Origin of the sequence: Pseudarthrobacter sp. (genome assembly GCF_036675385.1) — a bacterium.
Lineage (GTDB): Bacteria > Actinomycetota > Actinomycetes > Actinomycetales > Micrococcaceae > Arthrobacter.
In genome coordinates this window covers 60,558-85,941 of sequence record NZ_JAKFFD010000103.1, presented here as the reverse complement: position 1 = coordinate 85,941, position 25,384 = coordinate 60,558, and the positions used below count along the sequence as shown (strand labels likewise).

General features: G+C 65.1%; 23 protein-coding genes and 2 pseudogenes. 9 read left to right on the top strand and 16 right to left on the bottom strand.

Annotation, left to right across the window (positions count from 1 at the left end; translation table 11 throughout):
* A partial coding sequence (locus V6M49_RS08450) for a DUF6318 family protein (RefSeq protein ID WP_332760841.1) occupies positions 1-273 on the bottom strand: 273 nt, incomplete at its 3' end.
* 233 nt (positions 274-506) lie between these two features.
* Here V6M49_RS08450 and V6M49_RS08445 point away from each other — a divergent pair.
* From V6M49_RS08445 to V6M49_RS08435, 3 genes are all read left to right on the top strand, one after another.
* Positions 507-941 carry a pyridoxamine 5'-phosphate oxidase family protein gene (locus V6M49_RS08445; protein ID WP_141139625.1) on the top strand — a complete coding sequence of 145 codons (435 nt, stop codon included), beginning with the start codon at positions 507-509 and terminating at the stop codon, positions 939-941.
* Between the two features lie 19 nt (positions 942-960).
* Complete coding sequence (locus V6M49_RS08440; RefSeq protein WP_141139624.1) at positions 961-1,389, top strand: very short patch repair endonuclease; 429 nt, start codon at positions 961-963, stop codon at positions 1,387-1,389.
* A 248-nt stretch (positions 1,390-1,637) separates the two neighbouring features.
* Positions 1,638-2,048 carry an Hpt domain-containing protein gene (locus tag V6M49_RS08435; RefSeq protein WP_141139623.1) on the top strand — a complete coding sequence of 137 codons (411 nt, stop codon included), beginning with the start codon at positions 1,638-1,640 and terminating at the stop codon, positions 2,046-2,048.
* On the opposite strand, the gene V6M49_RS08430 is transcribed toward V6M49_RS08435, so the two are convergent.
* Positions 2,021-2,791: a response regulator transcription factor gene (locus V6M49_RS08430; protein WP_248762222.1), complete on the bottom strand. Its 771-nt coding sequence runs from the start codon at positions 2,789-2,791 to the stop codon at positions 2,021-2,023. The genes V6M49_RS08435 and V6M49_RS08430 overlap by 28 nt on opposite strands.
* 100 nt (positions 2,792-2,891) lie before the next feature.
* Between V6M49_RS08430 and V6M49_RS08425 the strand changes: the two genes are divergently transcribed.
* Complete coding sequence (locus V6M49_RS08425; protein ID WP_332760840.1) at positions 2,892-4,547, top strand: sensor histidine kinase; 1,656 nt, start codon at positions 2,892-2,894, stop codon at positions 4,545-4,547.
* A gap of 9 nt (positions 4,548-4,556) precedes the next feature.
* Here V6M49_RS08425 and V6M49_RS08420 read toward each other — a convergent pair whose 3' ends face one another.
* From V6M49_RS08420 to V6M49_RS08365, 12 genes are all read right to left on the bottom strand, one after another.
* Positions 4,557-5,798 carry a 5-methylcytosine restriction system specificity protein McrC gene (locus V6M49_RS08420; RefSeq protein ID WP_332760844.1) on the bottom strand — a complete coding sequence of 414 codons (1,242 nt, stop codon included), beginning with the start codon at positions 5,796-5,798 and terminating at the stop codon, positions 4,557-4,559.
* A gap of 121 nt (positions 5,799-5,919) precedes the next feature.
* Complete coding sequence (locus V6M49_RS08415) at positions 5,920-8,166, bottom strand: McrB family protein (RefSeq protein ID WP_332760839.1); 2,247 nt, start codon at positions 8,164-8,166, stop codon at positions 5,920-5,922.
* A gap of 71 nt (positions 8,167-8,237) precedes the next feature.
* Positions 8,238-8,489, bottom strand: a complete 252-nt coding sequence (locus V6M49_RS08410; RefSeq protein ID WP_141139620.1) for a PLDc N-terminal domain-containing protein — start codon at positions 8,487-8,489, stop codon at positions 8,238-8,240.
* A gap of 100 nt (positions 8,490-8,589) precedes the next feature.
* Positions 8,590-9,006, bottom strand: coding sequence for an acyl-CoA thioesterase (locus V6M49_RS08405; protein WP_141139619.1), 417 nt, complete (start codon positions 9,004-9,006; stop codon positions 8,590-8,592).
* An 89-nt stretch (positions 9,007-9,095) separates the two neighbouring features.
* On the bottom strand, positions 9,096-11,180 hold the full coding sequence (locus V6M49_RS08400) for an ABC transporter ATP-binding protein (protein ID WP_442959706.1): 2,085 nt from the start codon (positions 11,178-11,180) through the stop codon (positions 9,096-9,098).
* Entirely contained in the window at positions 11,177-12,910 is a 1,734-nt protein-coding gene (locus V6M49_RS08395; RefSeq protein WP_332760838.1) for an ABC transporter ATP-binding protein, read from the bottom strand. Before V6M49_RS08395 ends, V6M49_RS08400 begins: the two co-directional genes overlap by 4 nt.
* A 248-nt stretch (positions 12,911-13,158) precedes the next feature.
* A complete protein-coding gene (locus V6M49_RS08390) occupies positions 13,159-14,790 on the bottom strand; it encodes an MFS transporter (protein ID WP_332760837.1) in 1,632 nt (543 codons plus the stop codon).
* A 1-nt stretch (position 14,791) separates the two neighbouring features.
* Positions 14,792-15,298, bottom strand: a complete 507-nt coding sequence (locus V6M49_RS08385; protein WP_332760836.1) for a MarR family winged helix-turn-helix transcriptional regulator — start codon at positions 15,296-15,298, stop codon at positions 14,792-14,794.
* 184 nt (positions 15,299-15,482) lie between these two features.
* Positions 15,483-17,177: a thiamine pyrophosphate-binding protein gene (locus V6M49_RS08380; protein WP_332760835.1), complete on the bottom strand. Its 1,695-nt coding sequence runs from the start codon at positions 17,175-17,177 to the stop codon at positions 15,483-15,485.
* A 5-nt stretch (positions 17,178-17,182) separates the two neighbouring features.
* The gene (speB, locus tag V6M49_RS08375) at positions 17,183-18,247 is read right to left on the bottom strand and encodes an agmatinase (RefSeq protein WP_056347317.1); all 1,065 of its coding nucleotides are present in this window, start codon (positions 18,245-18,247) and stop codon (positions 17,183-17,185) included.
* A gap of 141 nt (positions 18,248-18,388) precedes the next feature.
* Positions 18,389-18,994 carry a hypothetical protein gene (locus V6M49_RS08370; protein ID WP_332760834.1) on the bottom strand — a complete coding sequence of 202 codons (606 nt, stop codon included), beginning with the start codon at positions 18,992-18,994 and terminating at the stop codon, positions 18,389-18,391.
* 51 nt (positions 18,995-19,045) lie between these two features.
* Positions 19,046-19,714, bottom strand: coding sequence for a TIGR03086 family metal-binding protein (locus V6M49_RS08365; protein ID WP_332760833.1), 669 nt, complete (start codon positions 19,712-19,714; stop codon positions 19,046-19,048).
* 1 nt (position 19,715) lies between these two features.
* Here V6M49_RS08365 and V6M49_RS19905 point away from each other — a divergent pair.
* From V6M49_RS19905 to V6M49_RS08350, 4 genes and pseudogenes are all read left to right on the top strand, one after another.
* Positions 19,716-20,018 (top strand): annotated as a pseudogene (locus tag V6M49_RS19905) (LacI family DNA-binding transcriptional regulator); the annotation flags it as partial.
* Positions 20,019-20,069: 51 nt separating this feature from the next.
* Positions 20,070-20,933 carry a LacI family DNA-binding transcriptional regulator gene (locus tag V6M49_RS08360; protein WP_332760832.1) on the top strand — a complete coding sequence of 288 codons (864 nt, stop codon included), beginning with the start codon at positions 20,070-20,072 and terminating at the stop codon, positions 20,931-20,933.
* A gap of 26 nt (positions 20,934-20,959) precedes the next feature.
* On the top strand, positions 20,960-21,958 hold the full coding sequence (locus V6M49_RS08355) for an aldo/keto reductase family protein (RefSeq protein WP_332760831.1): 999 nt from the start codon (positions 20,960-20,962) through the stop codon (positions 21,956-21,958).
* A 71-nt stretch (positions 21,959-22,029) separates the two neighbouring features.
* Positions 22,030-22,508: pseudogene (locus V6M49_RS08350) on the top strand (Dyp-type peroxidase); the annotation flags it as partial.
* Here V6M49_RS08350 and V6M49_RS08345 read toward each other — a convergent pair.
* Positions 22,497-23,072 (bottom strand): helix-turn-helix domain-containing protein, encoded by a 576-nt coding sequence (locus tag V6M49_RS08345; RefSeq protein ID WP_058929916.1) that lies wholly within the window; start codon positions 23,070-23,072, stop codon positions 22,497-22,499. The pseudogene V6M49_RS08350 and the gene V6M49_RS08345 overlap by 12 nt on opposite strands.
* Before the next feature lie 284 nt (positions 23,073-23,356).
* Here V6M49_RS08345 and V6M49_RS08340 point away from each other — a divergent pair, with 284 nt between their 5' ends.
* Positions 23,357-24,898, top strand: coding sequence for a sodium:solute symporter (locus tag V6M49_RS08340; RefSeq protein ID WP_104062782.1), 1,542 nt, complete (start codon positions 23,357-23,359; stop codon positions 24,896-24,898).
* Between the two features lie 135 nt (positions 24,899-25,033).
* On the opposite strand, the gene V6M49_RS08335 is transcribed toward V6M49_RS08340, so the two are convergent.
* On the bottom strand, positions 25,034-25,258 hold the full coding sequence (locus tag V6M49_RS08335; RefSeq protein ID WP_141139611.1) for a hypothetical protein: 225 nt from the start codon (positions 25,256-25,258) through the stop codon (positions 25,034-25,036).
* Between the last annotated feature and the right edge of the window lie 126 nt (positions 25,259-25,384).

The window sequence follows — 25,384 nt, the reverse complement described above, 5'->3', positions numbered from 1 at the left end:
CCCCTCCTTCGTCTCCGTCTTCGCAACCTCCGGCAACACCGGCACCGGGACGTTCTGAGCACGGCCGCTAGCCGAGGCGGGCACATAGGCGGGAGTCGCCGTCGGGGTTGGCGTTGCGCTTGGACTAACAGTCTGAGACGGAGACGCGGACGTGGTGCCCCCAGGATCGCCACCCGAGTTGCAACTGGTCAACAGCAAAACGGAAGCGGCAACAGCAGCAACAAGGTGCAGGCGCGAACGCCGCGAAGTAGTGGAAGTGATGTGCGATGTCATGGGCAGCTAGTCCCCCGATAGTTTCAAGACGCCTCGCTCCGAACAATGACCTTAAGGGTAGCCCAGGACACATTTGAGCGATGAAAGTTATCCACAGCCACCCGCCATCGGTTCTACCACCGCGAAGGACCAATAAAAAGTCACACGGACAATCGCCCTCCCAGCCCCGTGCGAACCGGATTCCCACGCGCAACCCCTAGAATTCTTCTACCGAACGTAGAAGAATAGGATTTATGATGTTTACCCACGCAGATGGCAACCCCGTTCTGGAACTCGACGACAAGCAGTCCTGGAAACTCCTGGAAGCTACCAGCCACGGCCGGCTGGTAGTTTCCGTTGCCGGCGAACCGGATATATTCCCCGTCAACTACCTCACCTCGGACCGGAAGATCTACCTCCGCACCGCGCCGGGCAACAAGCTGGCGCAGCTCACCATCAATTCAAGGGTGCTGCTTGAATCGGACGGCATCCTCTCGGACGAAGCCTGGTCCGTGGTGCTGCGGGGAACGGCGCGCGTCCTCACCAGCTCAGCCGAGCTCGCTGCCGTCGAAGAGCTCGGCCTGAAATCTTGGGTGCCGACGCTGAAGGATTTCTACGTGGAGATCGTGCCCACGTCCGTCAGCGGCCGCCATTTCGAGCTGGGCGACCAGCCGGAGCACGAAATCTAGGAGCCCGTAGGCTGGAATCATGGCGGATAGGCTCACTCCCGAGCGGCGCAGCTGGAACATGTCCCGCATCAGGGGCAAGAACACCAAGCCGGAACTGCTGGTGCGCAGCCTCCTCCATGCCAAGGGCTACCGCTACCGCTTGCACGGCACCGCCGGCAAAAGCCGCCTGCCCGGCCGCCCGGACCTGGTATTCGCCGGCCGGCGAAAGGTCATCTTCATCAACGGCTGCTTTTGGCACTTCCACGACTGCCGCGTAGGCCAGCACGCGCCCAAGGCGAATGCCGCCTTTTGGGAGGCCAAGCGCACGCGCACCAAAGACCGCGACGCCGACCAGCGCCAACAGTTATTGGCCGCCGGGTGGGAGGTGCTCACCGTGTGGGAGTGCGAGTTGAAGGACGGCTCCGCCCTCGAAGCCCACCTGGTGGAGTTCCTCGGCGCCAGCAAATAGCCCGGCAAGCCGGCGGCAGGCAAGAACGCCAGCCGGAACTTGAGTCAAACTTGAGCCTTTGCCGCCTCCCGAATTGATCGGCGCCCGCAAAGATGAACTCCTATGAAAAACCCGCAGTCTCCTCAGGAATCCCGCAGTCCTTTTCCCGATCGGCTGCATCCCCAAGTAACAGATTTACTCTGAAAGTGGACACAAAACCAGGTCATATCCCGCTATGGGGGCGGCAGGCACGAGCGGAAGGGACGGAAATGGCACCATCCGATGACGCAGGGCGCCCCTTGGTAGATCCCTCCGTACTTGACCGGCTGCGGGTCGAACTCGACGAGGACGAGGGCTATTGCAGCGTCTTCGTAGGGAACTTCATCGACTGCCTGCCGCACCGGATCGGCAAGCTGCGGCTGGCCTTGACCACCGGAGACCTGGATGGGGCCGTGGACGCGATCCTTAGCCTCAAGACATCGAGCCAGATGGTGGGTGCGGAACGGCTGGCGGGCCTGGCCATGGACCTTGAACGTTCAATCCGGGACGAGTCACCGAGTGCGGAACTTTCCGTTGCACTGCCGCAGCTTGCCGTCAACTACCTCCGGCCGATCAACCTGTGCAGCCGCCAGACCCTGCACAGGCTCCAGGCTCAGCGCCCGCCAGGCGCCAAACGGTAGCCCACGCCGCGGACCGTCTGCAGCCAGCGCGGTTGCTGCGGTGAATCACCGAGTTTCTTCCGGAGGTTGCCCATGTGCACCTCCACGGAACGTTCGTCCGCCTCGCTGATGTAACTTCCGACGTCGTAATCCTCGTCCCGGAGCCGACGCACCAAGTCCGATTTGGTCCGGACAGTCCGTCCCGCCTCGAGCAGGGCATACAGGAGTTCGAACTCGGTCCGGGTCAGGTTGAGCTCCTGGCCGTCCACGCTGACCGACCGTGAGGCGTAACTCAGCTCCAGTCCGTTGTGGCTGTAATGACCGTTTCCGCTGTCACTAACGGCGTCCGCCGGGCGATCAGAAACGGGAGCGCTCTCCCCCGCGTCCGGAACCGACCGGGGCCGGCGCATCATCGCCGCTATCCGCGCGCGGAGTTCGCGGGGGCGGAAGGGCTTGGTGAGGTAGTCGTCTGCACCGGACTCGAGGCCAATCAAAGTATCCAGTTCTTCAGCCCGTGCCGTGAGCATCACGATGTAAGCATCTGAAAACTCGCGGATCTGGCGGGAGACCTCGAACCCGTCGATATCCGGCAGCCCCAAATCAAGCGTTATAACGTCAGGATTCAAGATTCTCGCAGCCTTAACCCCTTCGGATCCGCTGCCCGCGACAGTGACGTCAAACCCCGCCTGAGTCAGAACCGTGCGTACCAACTCGCGGATATCCTGATCATCCTCGATGACCAGACCCACTCGCGCTTCACTCATACCAGCCCCCTCCGCCAGCTTGACAACGTGAGAAGTATAGCCCGCTGCCGATATCCTGCTGGTATGCATCCCCCTATACTCCCACTTCAGGCCGCCGTTCATGAGTGAACCCCTAACGTGGGCCGCGGGTCGCCTCAAGTCTTTCCGGCGGCCCTTCCATGAATACCGGCTGACGGCCAGGGTTGTCCTCAGCCAGACGCCGCTGTTCGTCACCACCATCCTGACGACATTGCTGATGTGGGCGTTTTTCCCGGGGACGATGGACAACCCACTCTTCGTGGCCTTCCTCGTTTCCCAGCTGGCCATCATGGCTCTGTGTTACTTCGTCCCGTGGGACCGCCTGCCCTACACCAGCTTCCTCGTCCTCCCGCTCCTGGACTTTGTCTCCATCGCCCTGGGCAGGGAGGGCGGCCAGGAGGGCCTGACCGGCATCAGCCTGTTGGCGGTTTTCCCCGTCATCTGGCTGTGCGCCTCAGGCTATTATCCGCGGGCCTCCCTGTGGTTATCGTTCGTCGGGCCCTTGGCCATCATCTGGGTTCCGCTGCTGGTTCACGGGGATGTATCGGGCCCCAGCTTGGCCAAATCCCTGCTCCTCCCTGTCATGATGCTCGGGATCGGCGTATCAGTCAGTGTCCTGACCCTGAGCATGATGCGGCAGCAGCGCACCCTGGAGGAGAAGGACGAGCAGCTCCAGGCCAGCCTGCGCAGCACAAGGCAGCAGGAAGCCTTGCTCAACTCCGTTCTTGAAACTGTGCACCTGGGCGTCCTCGCCGTCGACGCAGACGGACACGACATCCTGATGAACCGGAAGCAGCGCGCCAACCACGAACTGGCCCGCCCGAAGGACATCGACGATCCGAACGAGTCCCAACTGCTGGTCTTCGCCGCAGACCGTACCACCCCAGTCCCCGTGGCGGAACGCCCCGTGCGCCGGGCCGTCCTCGGCGAAACGTTCACCGACTACCTGGTCTGGCTCGGCGAAGGCAAGAAGCAGCGGGCCATCACCACCAGCGCCCGGGCCATGAAGGACCCGGACGGGACGTTCGCCGGCTCGGTGATCGTGTTCAGTGATGTGACAGACCTGGTGGACGCCCTGGCCGCCAAGGATGATTTCGTCTCCAGTGTGTCCCACGAATTCAGGACTCCCCTGACCTCCATCCTGGGCTACGTGGAACTCCTCCTTGAGGACGATCCCGGCAACGACCAACTGGAACCGCTGAACATCATCAAACGCAATTCAGAACGGCTCCTCACCTTGGTGTCCGACCTCCTCGCCACCAGGAACGGGCAACTGATCGTGACCCCCCACGCCGTGGACGTCGCTGAACTTGTGCGGGCCAGCGTGTCCGCCGCGATGCCCCGGGCCGACGCCTCCCGCGTGGCGCTGAAAGCCGATATACCAGCAAGGCTGGAGGCCCACGTGGACGGCCCCCGCATCTCCCAGGTGCTGGACAATCTTGTCTCCAACGCGATCAAATACTCGCCCGACGGCGGCAACGTCCTGGTGTCGTTGGAGCACGACGGCGGCCACGTCGCCTGCCGCGTCAGCGATACCGGCATGGGCATGAGCGCCGACGACCAGGCCCACGTGTTCGCCAAGTTCTTCCGGACCAGCAACGTCCGCCGGACCTCTATTCCCGGCGTGGGCCTGGGCCTGCCCATCAGCAAGGCAATCGTGGAGGCCCACGGCGGAACCATCCAGGTGGAAAGCAAACTGGGCCAGGGCACCACCTTCACGTTCCGGGTGCCGGTTTAGCCTCCCGGCCTAGGCTGGGCCCACGCCCGCCGGGTTCCCTGGCCGAGCTTGCGAGGTTAGGGGGCGGGTGGGGACCACTTCGCCCCAGGACTGCCGCGCCAGGTCGGCCACAGCTGCCAGGATGTCCGACGGCGGCAGCGACAGATCCAGCGGAAACTCAACAATGTCGATGTCAGTGTTAAGGATCCGCCGCAGTTTCATCTCGCCCGCCCCCGCATAGACCAGCCAGGCGGTAGGCACACCCAGGGCGGTGCAGTGGGCAAGCATCTGGTAGTGGTCGGCGGTCAGGGACGCGCCAAGGTCAGCGGCGGCCTTGTACTTCGCGTTGTAGGCCACTACCGGCCGGCCGCCCAAAAGGTGCACCGCATCCGGACGCACGGACAGCCTGTCGGAATCGTGGACAGCCTCGCTGAGGAGAGCGTTGTACTTCAGCCGCATCTCCCCGGGATACGCAGCCATCGCCTCGCGGAGCGCCGTGCCCACAAAATCCTCGAACACCTGGGCCATGTCCACCACAAACGAAGCCGTCTGCTGCTTCCCCTCCCCCGCCTCCGCGGAGGCATTCCGCAGGATCAGCTCAGCGAGACGCAGCACTGACTGGTAGCGGACGTTCATCCTGCTGGGGGTCCACGGCGGCAGGGGCGCGCCGGCTGGAAGGCGGGTGACGGCGTCGAGCTTTCCCTTCAGCTGACGCAGGCGGCTCAGCACTTCCGGCCGGACGCGCGGAACCTGTCCCATCCGCTCCAGAGCGGCCCGCAGGATCCGGTTTTCGGCGATGTCCTCAGTGAATTCGTCATAGGACACTTCCAGCGGCACCAGCATGCCGGGGCGGCGCGAGATCTGGTCGGAAATCCGGATGCGCCCCTTGACCGTGCGGAGGGACTCGTCAACGGTGAGGTAGCCCTGCAAGGCTCCTCGTCCAAGCGCACGCTCCGCCATTTGGGCGAGGGATTCGGCCAGCGCGCTCCAGAGTTCGCGGTCCTCGGTGGCCGCCACGGAATCGGCCCGGAAGCCCTGGTTGCCGGCATAGCTGAGGAGGAACAGGAGCCTGCTCAGCCCCAGCCGGTCCTTGGGGCGCACATCCAGCTGCAGCGTGGCCGTGCGGACCGACCCCACCTTGCCCGCGGGCTCGATCCGGTACAAACCCATACCCATCGGGGACGCCTTGGCCAGCCCGCTGGCGTTCACGAAGGCCGCGCTGGCGGCATCCAGGCGTTCCACGGTGCCTTTGGACAGCTCGTCGAGGACCAGATGGCGCGCGGCCGGTGCACGGCCGCGCTGGGCTGCACCGCCGCCCGCCGCGCCCGGCGCGGCGCCACCCAACCCGCCGCCGCCGTGCACCGCGCCGCCGTGGGCCGGTGTGTGGGTTGGCCTAGCTGGTAACAAGGCGTCCCAGCAGCTGCTCCAGCCCGAACCGCTCCTCCAGCTGCGCCCGGGTCAACTGGCCGTGGTAGTGCTCCTCCAGCAGCGGCATCAGCTCGTATTTCCAGATCCGGCGCAGCCCGCCCGGCGTCTGGGCGGCCGTCTTCATGAAGTACGACGGGCCGATCATCAGGTCCCGGTCCCACTCGTCGATGGCGGCGTTCAGCGCATCGAGCAGCAGCGCCGGTGTGGTGTCCAGGTCCCGCACCTGCAGGAACCGCAGCAGCGACCCCTTCACCGGCTCCGTCTGCGGGTGCAGCTCGATGAACGCGAACCGGCGTCGGATGGCGGCATCCATCATGGCGATGGACCGGTCCGCGGTGTTCATGGTGCCGATGATGTACAGGTTGTCCGGCAGCGTAAACGGCTCGTTGGGGCTGTACTGCAGGTAGATCCGGTCATCGCGGTACTCCAGCAGGAAATAGAGCTCGCCGAACACCTTGGCCAGGTTGGCGCGGTTCATCTCGTCAATGATCAGGAAATAGGGCTTCTTTTCGTTCCCGGGCTTGGCGGCTTCCTCGGCCAGCCGGCGCAGCGGCCCCGCCACGAGCTTGAAGGACACCTGGCCTTCGTCCGTCTTGTCCGGCCGGTAGCCCTCGAAAAAGTCCTCATACGCGTACGACGGGTGGAACTGCACCAGCTTCACCCGCTCGTCCGTGCTGTCCTGGGCCAGCTCCGCCGCGAGATGCTTGGCCAGGTACGTCTTGCCCGTTCCGGGCGGCCCGTACAGGACCAGCTGGCGGTTCTCCTCCAGCAGTTCCGCGATCTCCTGCAGCGGTTCCAGGTCCATGTGCAGCGAATCCGCGAAGTCGCGGCTCAGCGGGCGGAAGCCCTCCTGCACAGGGGGCACGACGGCGGCAGGCGCGTCGGCGGCGTCGTCCTCCGGTTCCGCCTCGGCCGGCACGAGCGCCTGCAGCGCCTGCACCACCCTGGTCACGTCAACAACGATCCCCGAGGTGGCCAGCTGGCGCTGGACGTGGCGGGGCAGGTCAGCGGCGGCGTGGCCGTCGTCGTCCAGCCAGCGCACCTTGCGCCGCAGCCGGCGGTTGTCGTCGTTGTGCTCGGGCTCGCCCAGCACCACGCCCAGCCGCACGGTGCCGGCGTGCTGGTAAAGGACCAGGTCGCCCGGCTTCATGACGGTGAGGAAGGCGAACACCGCCGTTTTGGTGTCCTCCCGCTCGACGTAGCCGAGATGCTTGTAGTCCTCGTCCACGGCGTGCTGCACCAGCCCCGCGGTCACGCCCGGGTCCAGGTGGCGGAGATGTTCGACGTCGAGCGTAACCTTCTCCTCGTCCTGCCATGCGTTGAGGAGGTCAGCGTTGTCGCTGTGGGTACGCAGCAGCCACGCGCGTCGGCCGGGGTCCCCCACTTTGCGCCACTGGCTGACCAGCTGGCGGGCGTACCAGTCGATGCGCTGGCCCGCCTGTTCATCCAGGTGCAGGCGGATGCGGTTAATATCCGCGGTGATTTCCTCGTCGGAATCCCCCTTGGCCCCGCCCACCAGCGAGGCGAAGGCGTCGCGGATTTCCTGCCGCTCCACGTCCGCCACTACCGGTTCGAAGTAGCTGGGCCAGGCCAGGTACTCGATGCTGCGGCGGATGGCGGGCTGGTCCGCCGGGGTGCCCGCGGCGAGGTCGTGAAACTTCAGCGGGTCCTTCAGCGCCTTGGCGATGGCCGCCGGAACCTGCTGGTCCACATGCTGCACAAACCGGCAGAGCCACTTCAGGTGGTCCCAGATGGTCCAGTTGAATTCGGCGGTGCGGTCCCTGATCACGCCGTGGTCCGTCATGCCCTTATAGAGTTCCTCGGGCAGCTCCAGCGGCGGCTCCAGCGCTGTCTCCAGCCAGGACGCGGCCTCCGCCACCCGGGCGCGCTTGACCTTCAGCGACTTGACCTCGTGCGCCAGGGGCAGTGACTGCAGGAAGAGCAGCTCCACGGCCAGCTGCTTGGCCTCCCGGGAGGCGTCCTCGAGGTTCTGCCGGAGGTTGGTCATCATGGGCGCCTTGGCATCCGCGGCTCCCCGGTCCAGGCGCTCCAGCAGCTCCGCCGCAGCCTCCGCTGTCCAGGTCAGGGTCTTCCCGTCCAGGGCCGACGGCTTGCCCTGCAGGCCCGGACCCAGCACAAACCAAGCCGCGTCCTCGATCTCCTTTGAGACACCGAGGGCGCGGTGCATGGCAGTCTTGGGATTTGGGGTCATGGGTTCAAATTTACAGGCTCAAACTGGATGCCCGCTCCGAAGACCCTGACGGTGTGCAGATCCGAGGCCTGCTACTTAACTGCCCCGAGTCCGGCTCCGGGCCGCTTGCGCCCCAGAATGAAGTAGCCCATCGGCCCGATGAAATTGATCAGGGCGGCCACCCGCCAGGCTGCCTTCGGCCCGTTGATTTGCGCCGCCGGACGCTTGGAGATGTCACGCTGGGCGGCCAGCATCAGCGCCACCTGCCCTATCCCGATGACCACGAATCCCGCCCGTGCCGCCGGTGACATCTCTTTCCAGGTCTTCTTGTTTTTCTTGGCCATGGTCAACGCTCCTTAGTGGGTATTTCCAGTTTCCGGTGTGCGCCGTGCCTGCGCAACAGGTGTGCAGGCACGGCGCCGTACGGTTCAAAACGTGAACGGCTCAAGCGGTGAAGGGCGCCAGCCGCTCCTTCTGCTCCGGCGTCAGGCGAAGGACGCGGCCGGAAGCTTCGTCCACAAACGCCAGATGGCTGCTGGCCCGGACGCACTCCTCCCTGGTGACCGGGTCCTGCACCACATAGTGGATGTCGAAACTGGCGCCCTTCACCGCGCCGATCCACACCTGGACCAATGCCGGGATGTTGCGGTATTCCAACGTCCTGACGTAGCGGATCTTGTGGTCCACCACCAGCGCAAGAGTTCCCTCCGGAACGTCGTTGAAGAGCGACACTTCCGGTTCGATGCCGGGTAGGCCGGCACCCCGGGGAGGTCCGAACGCTGCGATACGGGCCTCCTCGAGCATCCTGACAATCTGGACGTTGTTGATGTGCCCATAGGCGTCCATGTCGCCCCAGCGCATCGGGACCAGGACCTCGATGCGCCGGGATTCCGGAGTGCTTGGACCGCGGCCGGACGTGTTCTCAGACGCGTGGTCGGTTCCCAGGGCGCTCAGCTGTGGACCGCCGTCGAATCGTCCACAACGGTTTCCTCAACATCGGAACCGGCGAACTGGGACATGTACAGCCGGTAGTAGGCACCCTCAGCCGCCAGCAGCGTCTTGTGGTTGCCCTGCTCCACGATCTTGCCGTTCTCCATCACCAGGATGGTGTCGGCGTCCCGGATGGTGGAGAGCCGGTGCGCGATCACAAAGCTGGTGCGGTCCGTCCGCAGCGCCGCCATGGCCTTCTGGACCAGCAGCTCGGTGCGTGTGTCCACGGAGCTGGTGGCCTCGTCCAGGATGAGCAGCGACGGGTTGGCCACAAATGCGCGGGCGATGGTGATGAGCTGCTTTTCACCGGCGCTGACGTTGTTGCCTTCTTCATCGATCACGGTGTCGTAGCCCTCCGGCAGGGCGCGCACAAAGCGGTCCACGAAGGTGGCCTTGGCGGCTGCCATGACCTGCTCCTCGGTGGCGTCCAGGTTGCCGTACCGGATGTTGTCGAAAATGGACCCGCCAAACAGCCACGCATCCTGGAGCACCATGCCCACCTTGGACCGCAGCTCGGACCGGCTCAGGTGCGTGACATCCACGCCGTCCAGGGTGATGGACCCGGAGTTGAGCTCGTAGAAGCGCATCACGAGGTTCACCAGGGTGGTTTTGCCGGCCCCCGTGGGACCAACAATTGCCACGGTGTGCCCCGGTTCCGCCGTGAAGGACAGGTTTTCGATCAGCGGCCTGTCCTCCGTGTAGCTGAACGTGACGTCCTTGAACTCCACATGCCCGTCGGTCTTGGCCGGCAGGTGCTCGGTGGCGGTCTCGGAGTCCTGCTCATCGGCGTCGAGGAATTCAAAGACCCGCTCCGAGGACGCGACGCCGGACTGCAGCATGTTGGCCATGCCGGCCATCTGGCCCAGCGGCTGCGTGAACTCTCGCGAGTACTGGATGAACGCGGTGGCATCGCCCAGGGACATCGAGCCCGAGGCCACGCGGAGGCCACCCACGACGGCGATGCCCACATAGCTGAGGTAGGAAACGAACTGCATGACGGGGAATATCATGCCGGAGACGAACTGGGCTCCGAAGCTGGCCTTGTAGAGGGCTTCGTTCCGCTCTTCGAAGCGTTCCAGCATGTCAGCGTCACGGCCGAAGACCCGCACAAGGTCGTGCCCGGAGAAGGATTCCTCGATCTGGCCGTTCAGCTCGCCCGTGTTCTTCCACTGGGCGGCGAAGAGCTTCTGGCTGCGCGAGCCGATCAGGCCGGCAGCCACACCGGACAGCGGCAGCGCAACGAGGGCGATGAGAGCGAGCTGCCAGGAGACGATGAACATCATGATGACGATGCCGATCACTGTCAGCAGCGAGCTGATCAGCTGTGCGAACGCCTGCTGCAGCGCCTGCTGGACGTTGTCGACGTCGTTCGTCACCCGGGAGAGGACGTCGCCGCGCTGGCGGGTGTCGAAGTAGTTCAGCGGGAGCCGGTTCAGCTTCTTTTCGGTGTCGTCCCGGAGCCGGCGGATGACCTTCATGACGATGCGGTTCAGCACGTAGCCCTGCAGCCACAGGAAGATGTTGGCCACAAAGTACATCAGCAGCACGATGGCTATCAGGACCGAGAGTTTCTGGAAGTTGATCCCGGTGCCGGGAACCAGCTCCATCCGGGACACCATGTCCGCGAAGTTGTCCTGCCCCTGCTGCCGCAGGCCTTCCACGAACTGTTCCTTGCTGGCGCCAGCGGGGAGCTGTTTGCCCACTACGCCGCCGAAGATAACGTCCATGGCCTGGCCCAGGATCTTGGGGGCGATGACGTTCAGGACCACCGAGACCACCACCAGGGCCACCACCGCGTAGATGCCCACAGCTTCAGGCTTCAGGAGGCCCATCAGGCGCTTCGCCGACGGCCAGAAGTGCTCTGCCTTTTTGGCGGGCATGCCGCCGAACATGTCGCCGTCGGCCTCGGAGGGCTTGTATTCCTCCTCGAAGAAATCGTCGTCCTCCAGGAGGTCTTCGGGGGTTACGGAATCCGGGTTCGTTTCGGTGGTCGAGCCTGTCGTTTCGGTGGTCGAGCCTGTCGAGACCTTCTTGGCGGCGCTCATGCCATTTCCTCCACGCTCAGCTGGGATTCAACAATTTCCTGGTAGGTGGGTGAGGTTTCCAAGAGTTCCTCATGCGTTCCGCGGTCCACGATCCGGCCGTTGTCCAGGACCAGGATCTGGTCTGCGTCGGTGATGGTGGAGATCCGCTGGGCCACGATGATCACGGTGGCGTCGGCGGTGGTCTGTTTCAGCGCGGCGCGGAGCCTGGCATCGGTTGCGACGTCCAGCGCCGAGAACGAATCGTCAAAGAGGTAGACCTTGGGTTTGGTGATCAACGCCCGGGCGATGCAGAGCCGCTGCCGCTGGCCGCCGGAGACGTTGGTGCCGCCCTGCGCGATGCGGGCGTTCAGTCCGTTCTTCTTCTCGCGGACAAAGCCCTCGCCCTGGGCGATCTGCAGCGCGTCCCAGAGTTCCTGGTCCGTGGCCTCGGTCTTGCCGAAGCGCAGGTTGTGCTCGATGGTGCCCGAGAAGAGGTACGGCCGCTGCGGCACCAGGGCCACGCGCTTGGTGATCTCGGCACGGTCCAGGTTGCTGACGGAGACGCCGTCCAGGAGGACTTCGCCCTCGGCGATGTCGTACAGGCGCGGCAGCAGGGCCAGCAGCGAGGTCTTGCCTGCACCGGTCGAACCGATGATGGCAACGGTCTCCCCCGGCTTGGCGGTGAAGCTGATGTTGCTCAACACCGGCGTCTCGGCACCGGGGTAGGCAAAGGTGACGTTCCGGTATTCCACTACCCCGGCCAGCGTGGCGGGAGTCTCAGGATGTTCGGGATCGTGGATGGAGGGTTCGACGTCGAGCACTTCACCGATGCGGTCCGCGCAGACGGAGGCGCGCGGGATCATCATGGCCATAAACGTGCCCATCATGACGGCGATCAGGATCTGGAGCAGGTACTGCAGGAAGGCGGTCAGGGCGCCCACCTGCATTTCGCCCGAATCCACGCGCTGGCCGCCGAACCACAGCACCGCGGCCGTGGACAGGTGCAGGATCATGCCGATGGCCGGGAACATCAGGACAAACAGGGCCCCGATTTTCAGGGACACGTCGGTCAGGTCCTTGTTGGCAACGCCGAATCGCTCGGTCTCATAGGGTTCGCGGACAAAGGCGCGGACTACGCGGATGCCGATGATCTGCTCGCGAAGGACGGCGTTGATGCGGTCGATCTTCTTCTGCATGGAACGGAACAGGGGCATCAGCCGGACCACCAGGTAGCCCACCACCACGATCAGCACGGGCACGGAGACCCAGACCAGCCACGAGAGGCTGATGTCCTCGCGCAGCGCCATGATGATGCCGCCGATGCACATGATGGGGGTGGCCACCATGAAGTTCAGTCCCATCAGCACAAGCATCTGGACCTGCTGGACGTCGTTGGTGCCGCGGGTGATGAGGGTGGGGGCGCCGAACGTGTTCACGTCCTTGGCGGAGAAACTGGTGACCTTGCGGAACACCCCGCGGCGCAGGTCGCGGCCCACGGCCATGGCTGTTTTGGAACCGTAGAAGACGCCGGCGATGGCCGTGGCCACCTGGACAATGGCCACCAGCAGCATCACGGAACCGGTCCGCCAGATGAAGTCCGTGTCCCCGCGGGAAACGCCTTCATCGATGATCTGGGCGTTGAGGCTGGGAAGGTAGAGCGCTGCGATGGTGGATGCCAGTTGGAACACTACGACGGCCACGATGTATGGCATATACGGTTTGGAGTAGCGCCGTATGAGGGTGAGGAGCATGCCCGTGAATCCTTAGGAAGAGAGCGCGAAACGATGAGGATAAGTAGTAACAGACGGGGCCGACATTTCTCAGCCTACCTACTCTACGAAATCCGTTGCCCGGGCGAAACATCTACGGCAAAGATCATCCGATCGGCGTACTCCCCCACACGTTCCTCCCCACCCACCTGCGCGAACGGGCACTTGCGGCCCCGGATCGCGGGGGCCTCAAGTGTCCGTTCGCGCCTCTGTCAGTAGCCGTGCTGAGGTCAGCGGCTCGCGGAGGCGAGTTTCGGCGTCGTGCTTTCAGCGTTGGCGCTTTCTGCGGCGCTTTCCCCCGCGCCGGTCCCCGCCCCTGGCTGCGCCTCCGGCTGGATGTCAACGGTGCGCCGCAGCGGGCGCTCCTTGATGAACAGGACCGAGATCAGGGCTATCACCGCAACACCGGCGGAGATCACGAACACCTCGGCGGTGGCGTCGCCGTAAGCGGCGCGCATGATCTCGCGGACCGGTGCGGGCATGTCAACGAGGTCCATACTGGCTCCTGCGGACCCGCCCTCCACCGGGATGCCGGCCGCGGCCAGGCCCTGCGTGGCGAGTTCGCTGACCCGGCTGCTGAGGATGGCGCCGAGCACGGACACACCGATTGCGCCGCCCACCGAACGGAAGAATGCCACGGACGCGCTCGCCGAACCGATATCGGACGCCCGCACGGTGTTCTGCACCGCCAGGACCAGGTTCTGCATCAGCATGCCGAGGCCCACCCCGAGGATTGCCGTGAAGATCCCCGCCTGCCAGAGTTCGGTGGTGTGGTCCATGGTGCCGGCCAGGCCGAGGCCGCCGATCAGCAGGATGGACCCGCCGATCAGGTAGCCCTTCCACTTGCCGGTGCGGCTGATGAGCAGACCGGAAACGACGGAGCCGGTCAGGTTGCCGGCGATCATCGGCAGCGTCAGGAGCCCGGCTTCGGTAGGCGTGGCGCCGCGGGCCACCTGGAAGTACTGGCCCAGGAACGTGGTTGAACCGAACATCGCGATGCCCACGGCCACTGAAGCGATGATGGCCAAAGCGGTGGTGCGTTCGGAAATGATCTTCAGCGGGATGATGGGCTGCTCCACCTTGGACTCCACCAGCACCAGCAGGGCCAACAAAACCACACCGCCGCCCACCATGGCGGCCGACTGCCAGGAAACCCAGTCGTAGTAGGCAGGGTTGCCGGCGAAGGAAACCCAGATCAGGAGCAGGCTGACGCCGGAGGTCAGCAGGATGGAGCCAAGCCAGTCGATCTTGACGTGGCGTTTGATGTGCTCGATTTTCAGGGTGATCTGGAGCAGGATAAGCGCGACGACGGCGAGCGGCACGCAGACGAAGAAGGTCCAGCGCCAGCCCAGCGGGCTGTCCACGATGAATCCGCCGAGCAGCGGGCCGCCGGCAGTGCCTACCGCCATCACGGCGCCCATGTAGCCGGAGTATTTGCCGCGGTCCCGCGGCGGGATCATGGTGCCGATAATGGCCTGCGCCAGCGCTGTGAGCCCGCCCATGGCCACGCCCTGAATAACGCGGGCGGTGAGCAGCAGCGGGATGGTCTCGGAGAGTCCGGCCATGACCGAGCCGGCCACAAAGATGACAATGCTCAGCTGGACCAGGAGCTTCTTGTTGAAGAGGTCGGACAGCTTGCCCCAGATGGGGGTGGTGACGGCGTTGGCCAGGAGCGCGGCGGTGATCACCCAGGCGAAGTCGGTCTGGGTGCCGTGCAGATCGGACATGATGGTGGGCAACGCGTTGGCCACGATGGTGCTGCTGAGGATGGCGGTGAAGAACGCCGCGAGGAGCCCGGTCAGGGCTTCCATAATCTGGCGGTGGGTCATCGCCAAGGGTGGTGCGGCGGGTTGGCTCGACATATCAGTGCTCCTGGAGGGTCTGGGTTGCGGTGGCTGTTGCCGCGGTTGAAAGTGCCGGGACTGCATGTGCCCGGGCTGAATGCTTGAGGGACTCCGAGAGTTTTGTCAGGATCCGTGCCGTGTCTTCGGCATCCTCCTGGCTCCAGTCGCTGAGGTACTCCTGCAGCGTGGCCGTGCGGCGCTCTTCGATCTTCCGGAGCTTGTCAGCGCCGGCCGGCGACAGGGCAACCAGCTGGGCGCGGCCGTCGTCGGGATCCTGCCGCCGGATGACGTAACCCTGCTCTTCAAGGTCCGCGATGTGGCGGCTGAGGACGGGGGCGCTGACACCGAGCCGCTCCGCCAGCTGGGTGGCGCGGGACTCCCCCTCCCCCACGAACCTGAGGACGCCCTGCAGCGCAACCCCGGTGTCCTGTCCGCGGAAGCTCGCCGCGGCCACGCATCGGACCACCCGTTGGAGGTCGAAGATGCGGTAGACAAGGTCCGCTGCGGTGTCCGGGGCGACTGCCATGGTTGAGCTCCTCTTTTATTTGCCTAAGGCAACTATATACATAAATGGTTGCTTTAGGAAACTAAAGAAGAGATGGCAGGGGTCACTGGCCTTAAACGCCAAGCGCGAACCGGCAGCTAATACCCTCAAATTTGCTTGGGGAGGGTATTAGCTGCCAGTTCGCGCGCGCTTAGGTGCTGGGTGTTCAGTCGTCCAGGTGGGTGGGGCCGAACATCTTGAGCAGGGTTTCGACGACGACGACGTTGGGTCCGTCCGCCGCGAAGCCCGCCTTGAGCGCGTCCCCGACGTCCTCGGGGGCCACCCGCGTGGCCGGCACACCGAATGCTTCGGCGAGCTTGACGAAGTCGGGGCGCGCAAGCTCGGTGGCCGTGGCCTTGCCGAACGCGCCCACCATGTATTCACGCAGGATGCCGTAGCCGCCGTCGTCCACGATCAGCCAGGTGACCGGGACGTTGTGCTGCTTGGCGGTGGCGAGTTCGGAGATGGAGTACATGGATGAACCGTCACCGGACACCGCGAGGACCCGGCTGGGTTTGCCGACTGTTTCCAGCCCGACGGCGCCGCCGATGGCTGCCGGGAAGCCGTAGCCCAGGCCGCCGGCACCCTGGGCGGAGTGGAACTGGCCCTGCCGGGCATCCCAGCAGCTCCAGCCCCAGTACGCGGAAATGGTCATGTCCCAGAAGGTCTGCATGTCCGCGGGGACGGCTTCCCGGATGTCGGACATGAACTTCAGCTCTTTGCCCAGGTCCTGGGATTCCAGCCTTGCCTTGACCTTGGCGAGCGAGTCCTTCACCAGGTCCTCCGGGGCGGTCCCGTGCCAGCTGCGGGTGGTGTCGACGGGCGCCACAAGGGCCTCGTCGAGGGCGGTGAGCGCCTGGCCGGCGTCGGCACGGATACCCAGGCCGGGGCTGTTCGATTCGAGGACGCGCGGCTCGGCGTCGATCTGGATGATGCGGCCGCGGGGCGCGAACGTGAAGTAGTTGGACGTGACTTCCCCGAGGGAGGAGCCGATGACAATCAGGACGTCGGCGTCCTCCAGGAGGTCCGTCATGTGTCGGTCCTCGATCCAGGACTGCAGCGAGAGCTCATGGGTCCAAGGGAAGGCGCCGTTGCCGCCAGGTGTGCAGATGACCGGCGCCCGCAGCTTTTCGGCAATCGAGAGCAGCGATTTTTCGGCCCGGCCACGCCGGGTACCGCCACCGGCGATGATTGCGGGACGTTCCGCCGTCGACAGCCATTTCACTGCTTCCCGGACCAGCTCCACGCGGGGCGGGTTGTCCGCTGCTTCGGCGAGCGCGTCCTCCACCGGGGGCACCATGATGGGATCCAGGAGCACGTTCTGCGGGATTTCCAGCCAGACCGGGCCCTGCGGCGAGGAGATGGCTTCAGTCCAGGCATCCTGGATGGCTGACGGGATCCCGGACGCGTGCTGGATCAGGCGCTGGCTCTTGGTGACGTTCGCGGCCGAGGCCTTCTGGTCATCGAGCTGGTGGAGCATGCCCTTGCGGCGGGCGCCGAGTCCTTCGAGCGGGATCTGGCTGGCCACCACCACCATGGGCACACCCGTGGCGTAGGCCTCCTGCAGGCCGGCGAGGGACGTCAGCGCGCCGGGTCCGGTGGACAGGAACAGCACGCCCACTTCACCGGTGGCGCGGGAGTACCCGTCCGCGGCGAAGGCGCTGTTGTTCTCCACGCGGGAAGACACGAAGTGCAGGTTGCCGCGGCCCATGGCGTCAAACAGGCCGAGCGCGTGCTGGCCCGGGATGCCGAAGACGGTCTTGGCGCCGAGCGCCTCAAGGGTTTCGACGACGAGGTCCCCGCCGTTGCGCTGGCTGGTCCCCTTGGTAGGGGCTGCCGTGCCCGGATCGAAATCAATCATGGTGGCTACTCCTTGGTTCCGGCGGCGAAACCGGCAGGTTGGCGGGCTTCTTGGCCGAGAGCCTGGGCGGCGTAGCCGTTGGCGGTCCCGAACCGGTCGCCTTCAACAGCATTGTCCGCCATCAGGGTGATCAGTTCATAGGCCACATGGCTGGCTGCCACGCCGGTGATTTCGGCGTGGTCGTAGGCAGGAGCAACCTCGACGACGTCGGCGCCCACCAGGTTCATGCCGCGGAAGCCCCGGATGATCTCCAGGAGTTCGCGGCTGGTGATGCCGCCGGCCTCGGGGGTTCCGGTGCCCGGGGCGTGTGCGGGGTCCAGGACGTCGATGTCCACGGAGATGTAGAGCGGGCGGTTGCCGATCCGGTCGCGGACCTTGGCAACGGTCTCCAGGACGCCCTGGTAGTAGACGTCCGCGGACGTGACGATGCCGAACCCGAAGCGGTGGTCGTCGTCGAGATCCTTTTTGCCGTAGAGCGGGCCGCGGGTGCCGATGTGGCTGATCGCTTCCGTGTCCAGGATGCCTTCCTCAACGGCCCGGCGGAACGGGGTGCCGTGGGTGTATTCGGCGCCGAAGTAGGTGTCCCAGGTGTCGAGGTGGGCGTCAAAGTGCAGCATGGCAATGGGCCCGCCTGCCCGCTCGGCAGCCGCACGGAGCAGCGGCAGGGCGATGGTGTGGTCCCCGCCGAGCGTCACCAGCTTGCTGCCGGCCGCCGTGAGGTCCAGGGCGTTCTGCTGGATGGTTTCGATGGCTTCGTTGATGTTGAACGGGTTGACCGCCATATCGCCGGCGTCAGCCACCTGGATGTTTTCGAACGGGCTGACGTCCCAGGCCGGGTTGTAGGGCCGGAGCAGGCGGCTCGCTTCCCGGATGTGGTTGGACCCGAAACGGGCACCCGGGCGGTACGAAACACCCGAGTCGAAGGGCACTCCCACCACCGTCACGTCAGCCTTGGCCACCTGGTCCAGGCGCGGCAGGCGGGCGTAGGTTGCAGCGCCGGCATAGCGCGGGATACGGGATGAATCGATGGGGCCAAGGTTGCCGTTGGCTTCGATGCGCAGCTCTTTCAAGATGAGCCTCTCCTTCGAGGATTGATCGGCGGGTGTGACAGCCATCATAGCCTGAAGTTTTCTTATGCGCATCAGTTGTTTACAACCAGTGCTACCGCCACTGCGGCCGGCGGGAACAGCGGGCTGCTTCGGCGGCGGCTTTCAGGTCGGTGGCGAACTGGGCGAAGCTAGCGTCGAAGGACGGAATCTTGCTCGCGAAGAGCGGGAACACCGGACCGCCGATGCATTTCGAACCGGGTCTGGCCAGGACCGGTCTCCGCCAGCGTGTAGACGCGGGTTCCCAGGGCATCGCCCCATGCCAGCCGTTGCGTCGGCGAGAATTCCTTGATTTTCAGGGTGATTCTGAGGCGTGCCGGGGTCCGCCGCCGTGCGGCGGCGGACACGCTGCGGGATGTGAATGGAAGGGCTACAGCTACTGCCGGGGATCTGCTGTGCCTCGTGGACCTCGATTTCGCTGTCCGGCATGTTCAGGTGCGGGTGCTGCTTGGCGAGTTCCAGGGCTGCCCCAGCTGTCTCGGCTTCGATGAGGCTGTATCCGGAGACCTCGAGCTGGCTCGGCGCGGTGGCTCCGCCGGGCGACCCGCGGACGCCGTTGGCCAAAGGGGTTCCGAAGTCGATCAGCCCGTCGCCCACTTTGGCACCCCAGGCGTTCCAGTCCCCCATGGCGGCTTCCATGTCTTCCGGTGCCGGCGGCGCGGCCTCGGCGGGTGTCACCGGGGAGTGGTAGATGAAGAGAAACTTGGACATTTTCGTTCCTTCTTTCGTGATTGTTGTTTTGTTGTTGCGGGGGCGAAACGATCAGGCGGTGACAGTCCGCCCGGTGAACGCAATGAGTCGCTCGAGGCTGCCGGCGGTCTCCGCGACAGGCTGGGCGGGCGCGAAGCTGCCGCCGGAGCGGACCTGCTCGGAGATGGTCACCACGGCCAGGCCCTCTACATAGTCCGTGACGACGTCGGACACTGCCAGGTCCTGGCCGCTTGCCTTCGCGAAGTCCCACGCGTGGACCAGCAGCTCGAGGTTCAGGATGCTGGCCACCATGGTGGCGGGGAGTTCGGCGAAACCCATGTCGATGGTGCCGTCAACGCCGCGGCGGGCGAACGCTTCCAGCGTGGGCTGGGCAAGTTCGGCGATGCGGACTTCGGGAGTCGCATCGGCGCGGTCCATAACGTCGACACCCAGGGCGGTACCGATGTTCTTCAGCGACCCCGCCAGGTGCCCAAGGAGTTCATGGGCAGTGAAGTCCTCGCACGGCGTCGGCTCTTCCCGGTCTTCCGGGGTGAGCTTACGCAAGACCCCCAGGAGGACTGCCGGCAACGCGTCGGCGGCGATGAGGTGGTCGATGGGGTCCGGGGCAGCGGACCATTCGTCCGGGCCGGCACCGGAATCCGACGACGCCTCCGCGACCAGGCGTCCCAGGAAGTGGTCGCCGGGCAGGTCCGTGGCGGACTCCCAGCCCCAGGTGAACACGATGCGCTTGCCCGGCTCGATTTCCTGGAACGTCCCGGCGACCGAAAGCGGCCCGCGACTTTTGTCGATCCCTGGACTGCGATTGGAACGGGCAGCGGCGAAACTCTTCCGCTGGGTGAAGCATCGCAAGCGCTTGCGAAATTCTGTAAAAGAAGCTAATTTTATGCCCATGCCTTCTTCCGTGGAAACCGTCGCCGAACGTGCTGGCGTCTCAGTGTCTACGGTTTCCCGCGCCCTTCGCGATATTCCTGGCATTTCGATCGAGACTCGCAAGCGCGTGCAAAGGATTGCCTTGGAGTTGGGCTATGTTCCTTCCTTGGCCGGATCCCGGCTTGCCACCGGAAAGACGCGAACGGTGGCGATTCTGACCCCCAGCCTGTCAAAATGGTTCTTTGGCCAGGTCCTGAGCTCTGCAGGCAACGTGCTCCGCGAGGCAGGGTATGACGTGCTTCTCTACGAACTGGCTGACCCGGGCTCCCGGGATCGTTTCTTCGCCGGGCCCGGGCTGGCCGGCCGCGCTGATGGTGTCCTCATCCTCGCCCTGCAGCCCAGTCCGCAAGAACTGGCGGCGCTGGACAGGCAGGGACTGCCGATCGCGGTTCTGGGGTCCAATCAGCCGGGGCTTGCCGGCGTAAGCGTGGAGGACAGGGCTGCCGGCCTGTCGGCGGTGCGTCACCTGCTGAACCTGGGACATGAACAGATCGGCTTCATCGGAATCCAGGAACAGGTCGGCAGCACGCTGGGCGGTGTTCCACCCGCGCAACGGCACCTCGGCTACCGCGATGCCCTTGCGGAGGCCGGACTCGAGCCGGATCCCGGCAATGAAGTCTTCGACGAGAACACCGTATCCGGAGGGTCAGCCGCCATGGCCAAACTCCTGTGCGCGGGCAACCCACCCACTGCAGTGTTTGTTGCCTCCGACGAAATGGCCTTCGGCGCTCTGCGCTCACTGCGCGATGCGGGAATCAGCATCCCTGATGATGTGTCAGTGATCGGATTCGACAACCATGAACTCGCCGAACTTCTTGACCTGACCACCATGGACCACTCCGTCGCGCGGCAGGGCAGCGAGGCCGCACGGCTCCTGCTCGCCAACCTCCACGCTACCGACCCTGCGGCCGGCTCGCTGACCATCACGGCCACGCTGGTCGTCCGTGGCAGCACGGCGCCGCCGCGGCCGCTGCGCAGCAAAAACAGACTCCAAAGGCACGTCGGATAGCAAACCCACAATCGAAGGAACTGCACATGGAATACCGCAAACTCGGATCATCCGGCATGTACATCAGCGAACTCGCCTACGGCAACTGGGTCACCCATGGAGAGCAGATCGACCAGGAAGCCGCCACGGCCTGCGTCCGCCAGGCACTGGACTTGGGCATCACCACTTTCGACACCGCCGACGCCTATGCAGGAACCAAAGCGGAGACGGCCCTCGGGGAAGCACTCAAGGGGGTGCGCCGCGAGGGCTTGGAGATTTTCACCAAGGTTTACTTCCCCACCGGTGAAGGCAAGAACGACCGCGGACTGTCCCGCAAGCACGTGATGGAGTCCATCAACGGCTCCCTGCAACGCCTGCAGACCGACTATGTGGACCTCTACCAGGCCCACCGCTATGACTATGAAACGCCCCTTGAAGAGACGATGCAGGCGTTCGCGGACATCGTCCGTGCGGGCAAGGCCCTCTACATCGGGGTGTCCGAATGGACCGTGGACGAAATCCGGGCGGGAGCCAAGCTGGCCAAGGAACTGGGCATCCAGCTGATCTCCAACCAACCGCAGTACTCCATGCTGTGGCGCGTCATCGAGGAAGAAATCGTCCCCGTCAGCGAGGAACTGGGACTTGGACAGATCTGCTGGTCACCCATGGCCCAGGGCGTCCTCACCGGCAAGTACGTGCCCGGGCAGCCCGCACCGTCCGCATCGCGGTTCACCACGGATGACGGCGCCCTCAAGACCGACCACCGCTACCTCGGCGACGACGTTCTTGCCCGCGTCCAGCAGCTCAAACCCCTCGCCGAGGAAGCAGGCCTGTCCATGGCGGCCCTCGCGCTGGCCTGGGTCCTTCAGAACGCCAACGTCTCTGCCGCCATCGTCGGAGCTTCACGCCCGGAACAGCTCGTGGACAACGCCACCGCAGTCGGAGTGAAACTGGAAGCCGACCTCCTGACCAGGATCGACGCCATCCTGGAACCCGTCATCGAAAGGGATCCCGGAAAAGTCGAGTCCTTCCTGATCCGCCCCTGACGCAAAGAGGCAGTGGCCCGCAAGCGCTACGGGCCGGATTGGAAGTGTGGATCCGCAGCGCGTCATGCTCTGTCAACTGGTCCCAGCTCGGGTTCGGCCGTACCGCGTCCACTTCCCGGAGCCAGCAAACCCCCCGCAACCTGTTCGGCTTCACGGACGGCACCAACAACCTCAAGGCCGAAGACACCGAGCTGCTGACGGAGCACGTCTGGGCCGGGGAAGCCTCCCGCCCGGAGGAAGCCTGGATGCAGGGCGGCAGCTACCTGGTGGCGCGCCGGATCCGGATGCAGATCGAAATCTGGGACCGAACGTCGCTGCGGGAACAGGAACAGCTGATCGGGCGGACAAAATCCGAAGGCGCGCCGCTCTCCGGCGGCAAGGATTCACCGCCCCGGACTTCACCATCAAGGGCAAGGACGGCCAACCCCTGATGGGCATGGAGTCGCATGTCCGGCTCGCCCACGCGGACCAGGACGACGGCGTGCGGATGCTCCGCCGGGCAGGAGCGCAGCAACGCTGGCGAGCGGGAATCAGCAACCTACCGGCTGGCGGCGGGGACCAGGACCCAGAGAACCTCGACGGCCTCGTCGGTGGGATTGACCCACGTATGCGGTTCGCGGCCCGGGAAGGTCACGGTGTCGCCGGTGCTGAGCTCGTATTCCTCGTTGGTCAGGATCAGCCGGATGCGCCCCTTGATCACATGGAGCACATCCACGTCGCAGTCCACGGCGTAAAGCTCAGCCTCGCCGCGGCCATGCGGCTCGATGACGGCCTGGATGATCTGGATGCGCCGTTCGGAACGGGCGGTCAGCAGCCGCTCCACGATGCCTTCGCCGCCCAGGGAGATCCGTGGGCCTTCGTCCCGCTTAGTCAGGTGGGTTTCCGGGGCCACAAACAGGTCGCCAATGGAGATGGACAGGACCTGGCACAGGGTCACCAGGGACGCGACCGACGGCGACGTAAGGTCACGTTCCACGCGGCTGAGGAAGCCCTTGGTCAGGCCGGTGGCGTCGGCAACCTGCTCGATGGTCAGCCGCTGCGACTGCCGGGCGGCACGGATTCGGGAACCGATGGCAACGGGAACGTTGCTCGGCTCAACTGGCAGTGCCTTCATGTGCAGACCTTTCGTGGCCGGCGGTGCGGCCCCATCTCTGGAGCAATCCTAATGGCCAGCAGCAGACGTGACACGGCAACCACGGCAGCGAACACCAGGCAGTGCGGCCGGACCTTGACTGTTGCGTCGGTCACAGCATACTCTTTTAGGCAACAAGTGTTGCCCCTGAGGCAATATTTCATGAACTCTTCCTCCCAATTCCACAAGAGCAGCGGAATACCGGCTTCCCCAGCAGCGCCGCCGGGATTCCAGAAACACTGCAGATCAGCTCCAAGGAGCCCCAAATGGACGCTAACTTCGTCAACATCGCCATCGTGGTGGTGTACCTCATCGCCATGCTGGCCTTCGGCTGGTGGGGCAAGTCCCGCACCAAGAACAACAGCGACTTCCTGGTTGCCGGCCGCCGCCTCGGCCCCCTGCTCTACACCGGCACCATGGCCGCCGTCGTCCTGGGAGGTGCCTCCACCGTCGGCGGCGTCGGCCTGGGCTACAAGTTCGGCATCTCCGGCATGTGGCTGGTGGTCGCCATCGGCGCGGGTGTGCTCCTCCTGAGCCTGCTCTTCGCCGGCACCATCCAGCGGCTGAAGATCTACACGGTCTCCCAGATGCTCAGCCTGCGCTACGGCCAGCGCGCCACCCAGACCTCCGGCATCGTGATGCTGGCCTACACCCTGATGCTCTGCGCCACCTCCACCGGCGCCTACGCCACCATCTTCGTTGTCCTGTTCGACTGGGAGCGCTGGCTCGCCATCGCCGTCGGCGGCGCCATCGTCCTGGTCTACTCGACCATCGGCGGCATGTGGTCCATCACCCTGGCCGACCAGGTGCAGTTCATCATCAAGACCGTGGGCATCTTCGCCCTGATGCTGCCGTTCACGCTCAACGCCGCCGGCGGCTTCGACGGCATCCGCAGCCGCGTTGACGCCAGCTTCTTCCAGCTTGATGGCATCGGGATGCAGACCATCATCACGTACTTCGTGGTCTACACCCTCGGCCTGCTCATCGGCCAGGACATCTGGCAGCGCGTCTTTACCGCCAAGACCCCCACCGTGGCGCGCTGGGGCGGCGCAACGGCCGGCGTCTACTGCATCCTGTACGGCGTCGCCGGCGCCCTGATCGGCCTGGCCGCCCGCGTGGCCCTGCCCGACATCGACGTCGCCAACCTCGGCAAGGACGTTGTCTACGCCGAGGTCGCCACCCAGATCCTGCCGATCGGCATCGGCGGCCTGGTCATGGCCGCCGCAGTCGCCGCCATGATGTCCACCGCCTCCGGCGCCCTCATCGCCGCCGCCACGGTGGCCCGCGCCGACGTGGTGCCGTTCGTGGCCAGCTGGTTCGGCAAGACGATCAACACCGACGACACCGAAAACCCCGAGCACGACGTCAAGGCCAACCGTTACTGGGTCCTGGGCCTGGGCATCGTGGCCGTGCTGATCTCCATGGCGGCACAGGACGTCGTGGTGGCACTGACCATCGCCTACGACATCCTGGTGGGCGGCCTGCTGGTGGCCATCCTCGGCGGCCTGGTCTGGAAGCGCGGCACCGGCATCGCAGCCGCCTGGTCCATGGCCGTTGGCTCGGTCCTGACCCTGGCACTGTTGATCATGTACGCCGTAGGGGTCATCCCCAGCGTTGACGGCGTCTACGCCAACGAACCCATCTACTGGGGCCTCGGCGCCTCGCTGGTTTCGTACATCGTGATCTCGCTGCTCACGCCTCCCACGGACCCCGAGGTCCGCGAGGCCTGGGAGAAGCGGGTCGCAGGAGCGGTCACCGAAGAGCTGCCCATGGAGGCCCACCCGGTCGCCAGCCACTCGAGCCACTAATCTCGACAGGCTCGATCACCGGAGATAACAGGCTCGATCACCGGCGGCCACTGAGCCCGCAGCTTCACTGAGTTAAGTACGACGGCGGCACTCCCCTTCGCTTCCCCGCGAACCGGAGTGCCGCCGTCGTTCGTTCTATTCGGTTCCGCGGAACTCGTCCTCATCGAGTGGAACCACGCGCTCCTCGGCGTCGACTGCCACCGGGGGCGTGGGAACCACCACCTCTTCGGCGTCCAGGAATTCGTCCTCGGCGTCCCAGTCGTCCACGCTGACGGGGACGTCCTCGGCGTAGTCGTAAGCGGGATCCGATTCAACAGATTCCAGGTGCGGCATGTCCGGGTGCTGTCCGGTGGTGCTCATGATTCGACCTCCGTTTGTTCGCCTGACGTGCTTTGTTGATGGGCGCCGCCGGTGGGCGCAGGCGGACGCCACTCCTTCATCACAGCACCGCCGGTGGGCCCGGTCAAGAGCCGGCGCAACCCGTCC

Coding starts and splice junctions, on each gene's coding strand:
- V6M49_RS08425 (WP_332760840.1), top strand. CDS start 2,892: ATGAGTGAACCCCTAACGTGGGCCGCGGGTCGCCTCAAGTCTTTCCGG.
- V6M49_RS08345 (WP_058929916.1), bottom strand. CDS start 23,072: ATGAAGGCACTGCCAGTTGAGCCGAGCAACGTTCCCGTTGCCATCGGT.
- V6M49_RS08370 (WP_332760834.1), bottom strand. CDS start 18,994: ATGTCCAAGTTTCTCTTCATCTACCACTCCCCGGTGACACCCGCCGAG.
- V6M49_RS08405 (WP_141139619.1), bottom strand. CDS start 9,006: ATGCGCTGGGGCGACATGGACGCCTATGGGCACATCAACAACGTCCAG.
- V6M49_RS08335 (WP_141139611.1), bottom strand. CDS start 25,258: ATGAGCACCACCGGACAGCACCCGGACATGCCGCACCTGGAATCTGTT.
- V6M49_RS08400 (WP_442959706.1), bottom strand. CDS start 11,180: ATGAGCGCCGCCAAGAAGGTCTCGACAGGCTCGACCACCGAAACGACA.
- V6M49_RS08380 (WP_332760835.1), bottom strand. CDS start 17,177: ATGATTGATTTCGATCCGGGCACGGCAGCCCCTACCAAGGGGACCAGC.
- V6M49_RS08355 (WP_332760831.1), top strand. CDS start 20,960: ATGGAATACCGCAAACTCGGATCATCCGGCATGTACATCAGCGAACTC.
- V6M49_RS08340 (WP_104062782.1), top strand. CDS start 23,357: ATGGACGCTAACTTCGTCAACATCGCCATCGTGGTGGTGTACCTCATC.
- V6M49_RS08395 (WP_332760838.1), bottom strand. CDS start 12,910: ATGCTCCTCACCCTCATACGGCGCTACTCCAAACCGTATATGCCATAC.
- V6M49_RS08445 (WP_141139625.1), top strand. CDS start 507: ATGATGTTTACCCACGCAGATGGCAACCCCGTTCTGGAACTCGACGAC.
- V6M49_RS08390 (WP_332760837.1), bottom strand. CDS start 14,790: ATGTCGAGCCAACCCGCCGCACCACCCTTGGCGATGACCCACCGCCAG.
- V6M49_RS08410 (WP_141139620.1), bottom strand. CDS start 8,489: ATGGCCAAGAAAAACAAGAAGACCTGGAAAGAGATGTCACCGGCGGCA.
- V6M49_RS08430 (WP_248762222.1), bottom strand. CDS start 2,791: ATGAGTGAAGCGCGAGTGGGTCTGGTCATCGAGGATGATCAGGATATC.
- V6M49_RS08415 (WP_332760839.1), bottom strand. CDS start 8,166: ATGACCCCAAATCCCAAGACTGCCATGCACCGCGCCCTCGGTGTCTCA.
- V6M49_RS08440 (WP_141139624.1), top strand. CDS start 961: ATGGCGGATAGGCTCACTCCCGAGCGGCGCAGCTGGAACATGTCCCGC.
- V6M49_RS08435 (WP_141139623.1), top strand. CDS start 1,638: ATGGCACCATCCGATGACGCAGGGCGCCCCTTGGTAGATCCCTCCGTA.
- V6M49_RS08385 (WP_332760836.1), bottom strand. CDS start 15,298: ATGGCAGTCGCCCCGGACACCGCAGCGGACCTTGTCTACCGCATCTTC.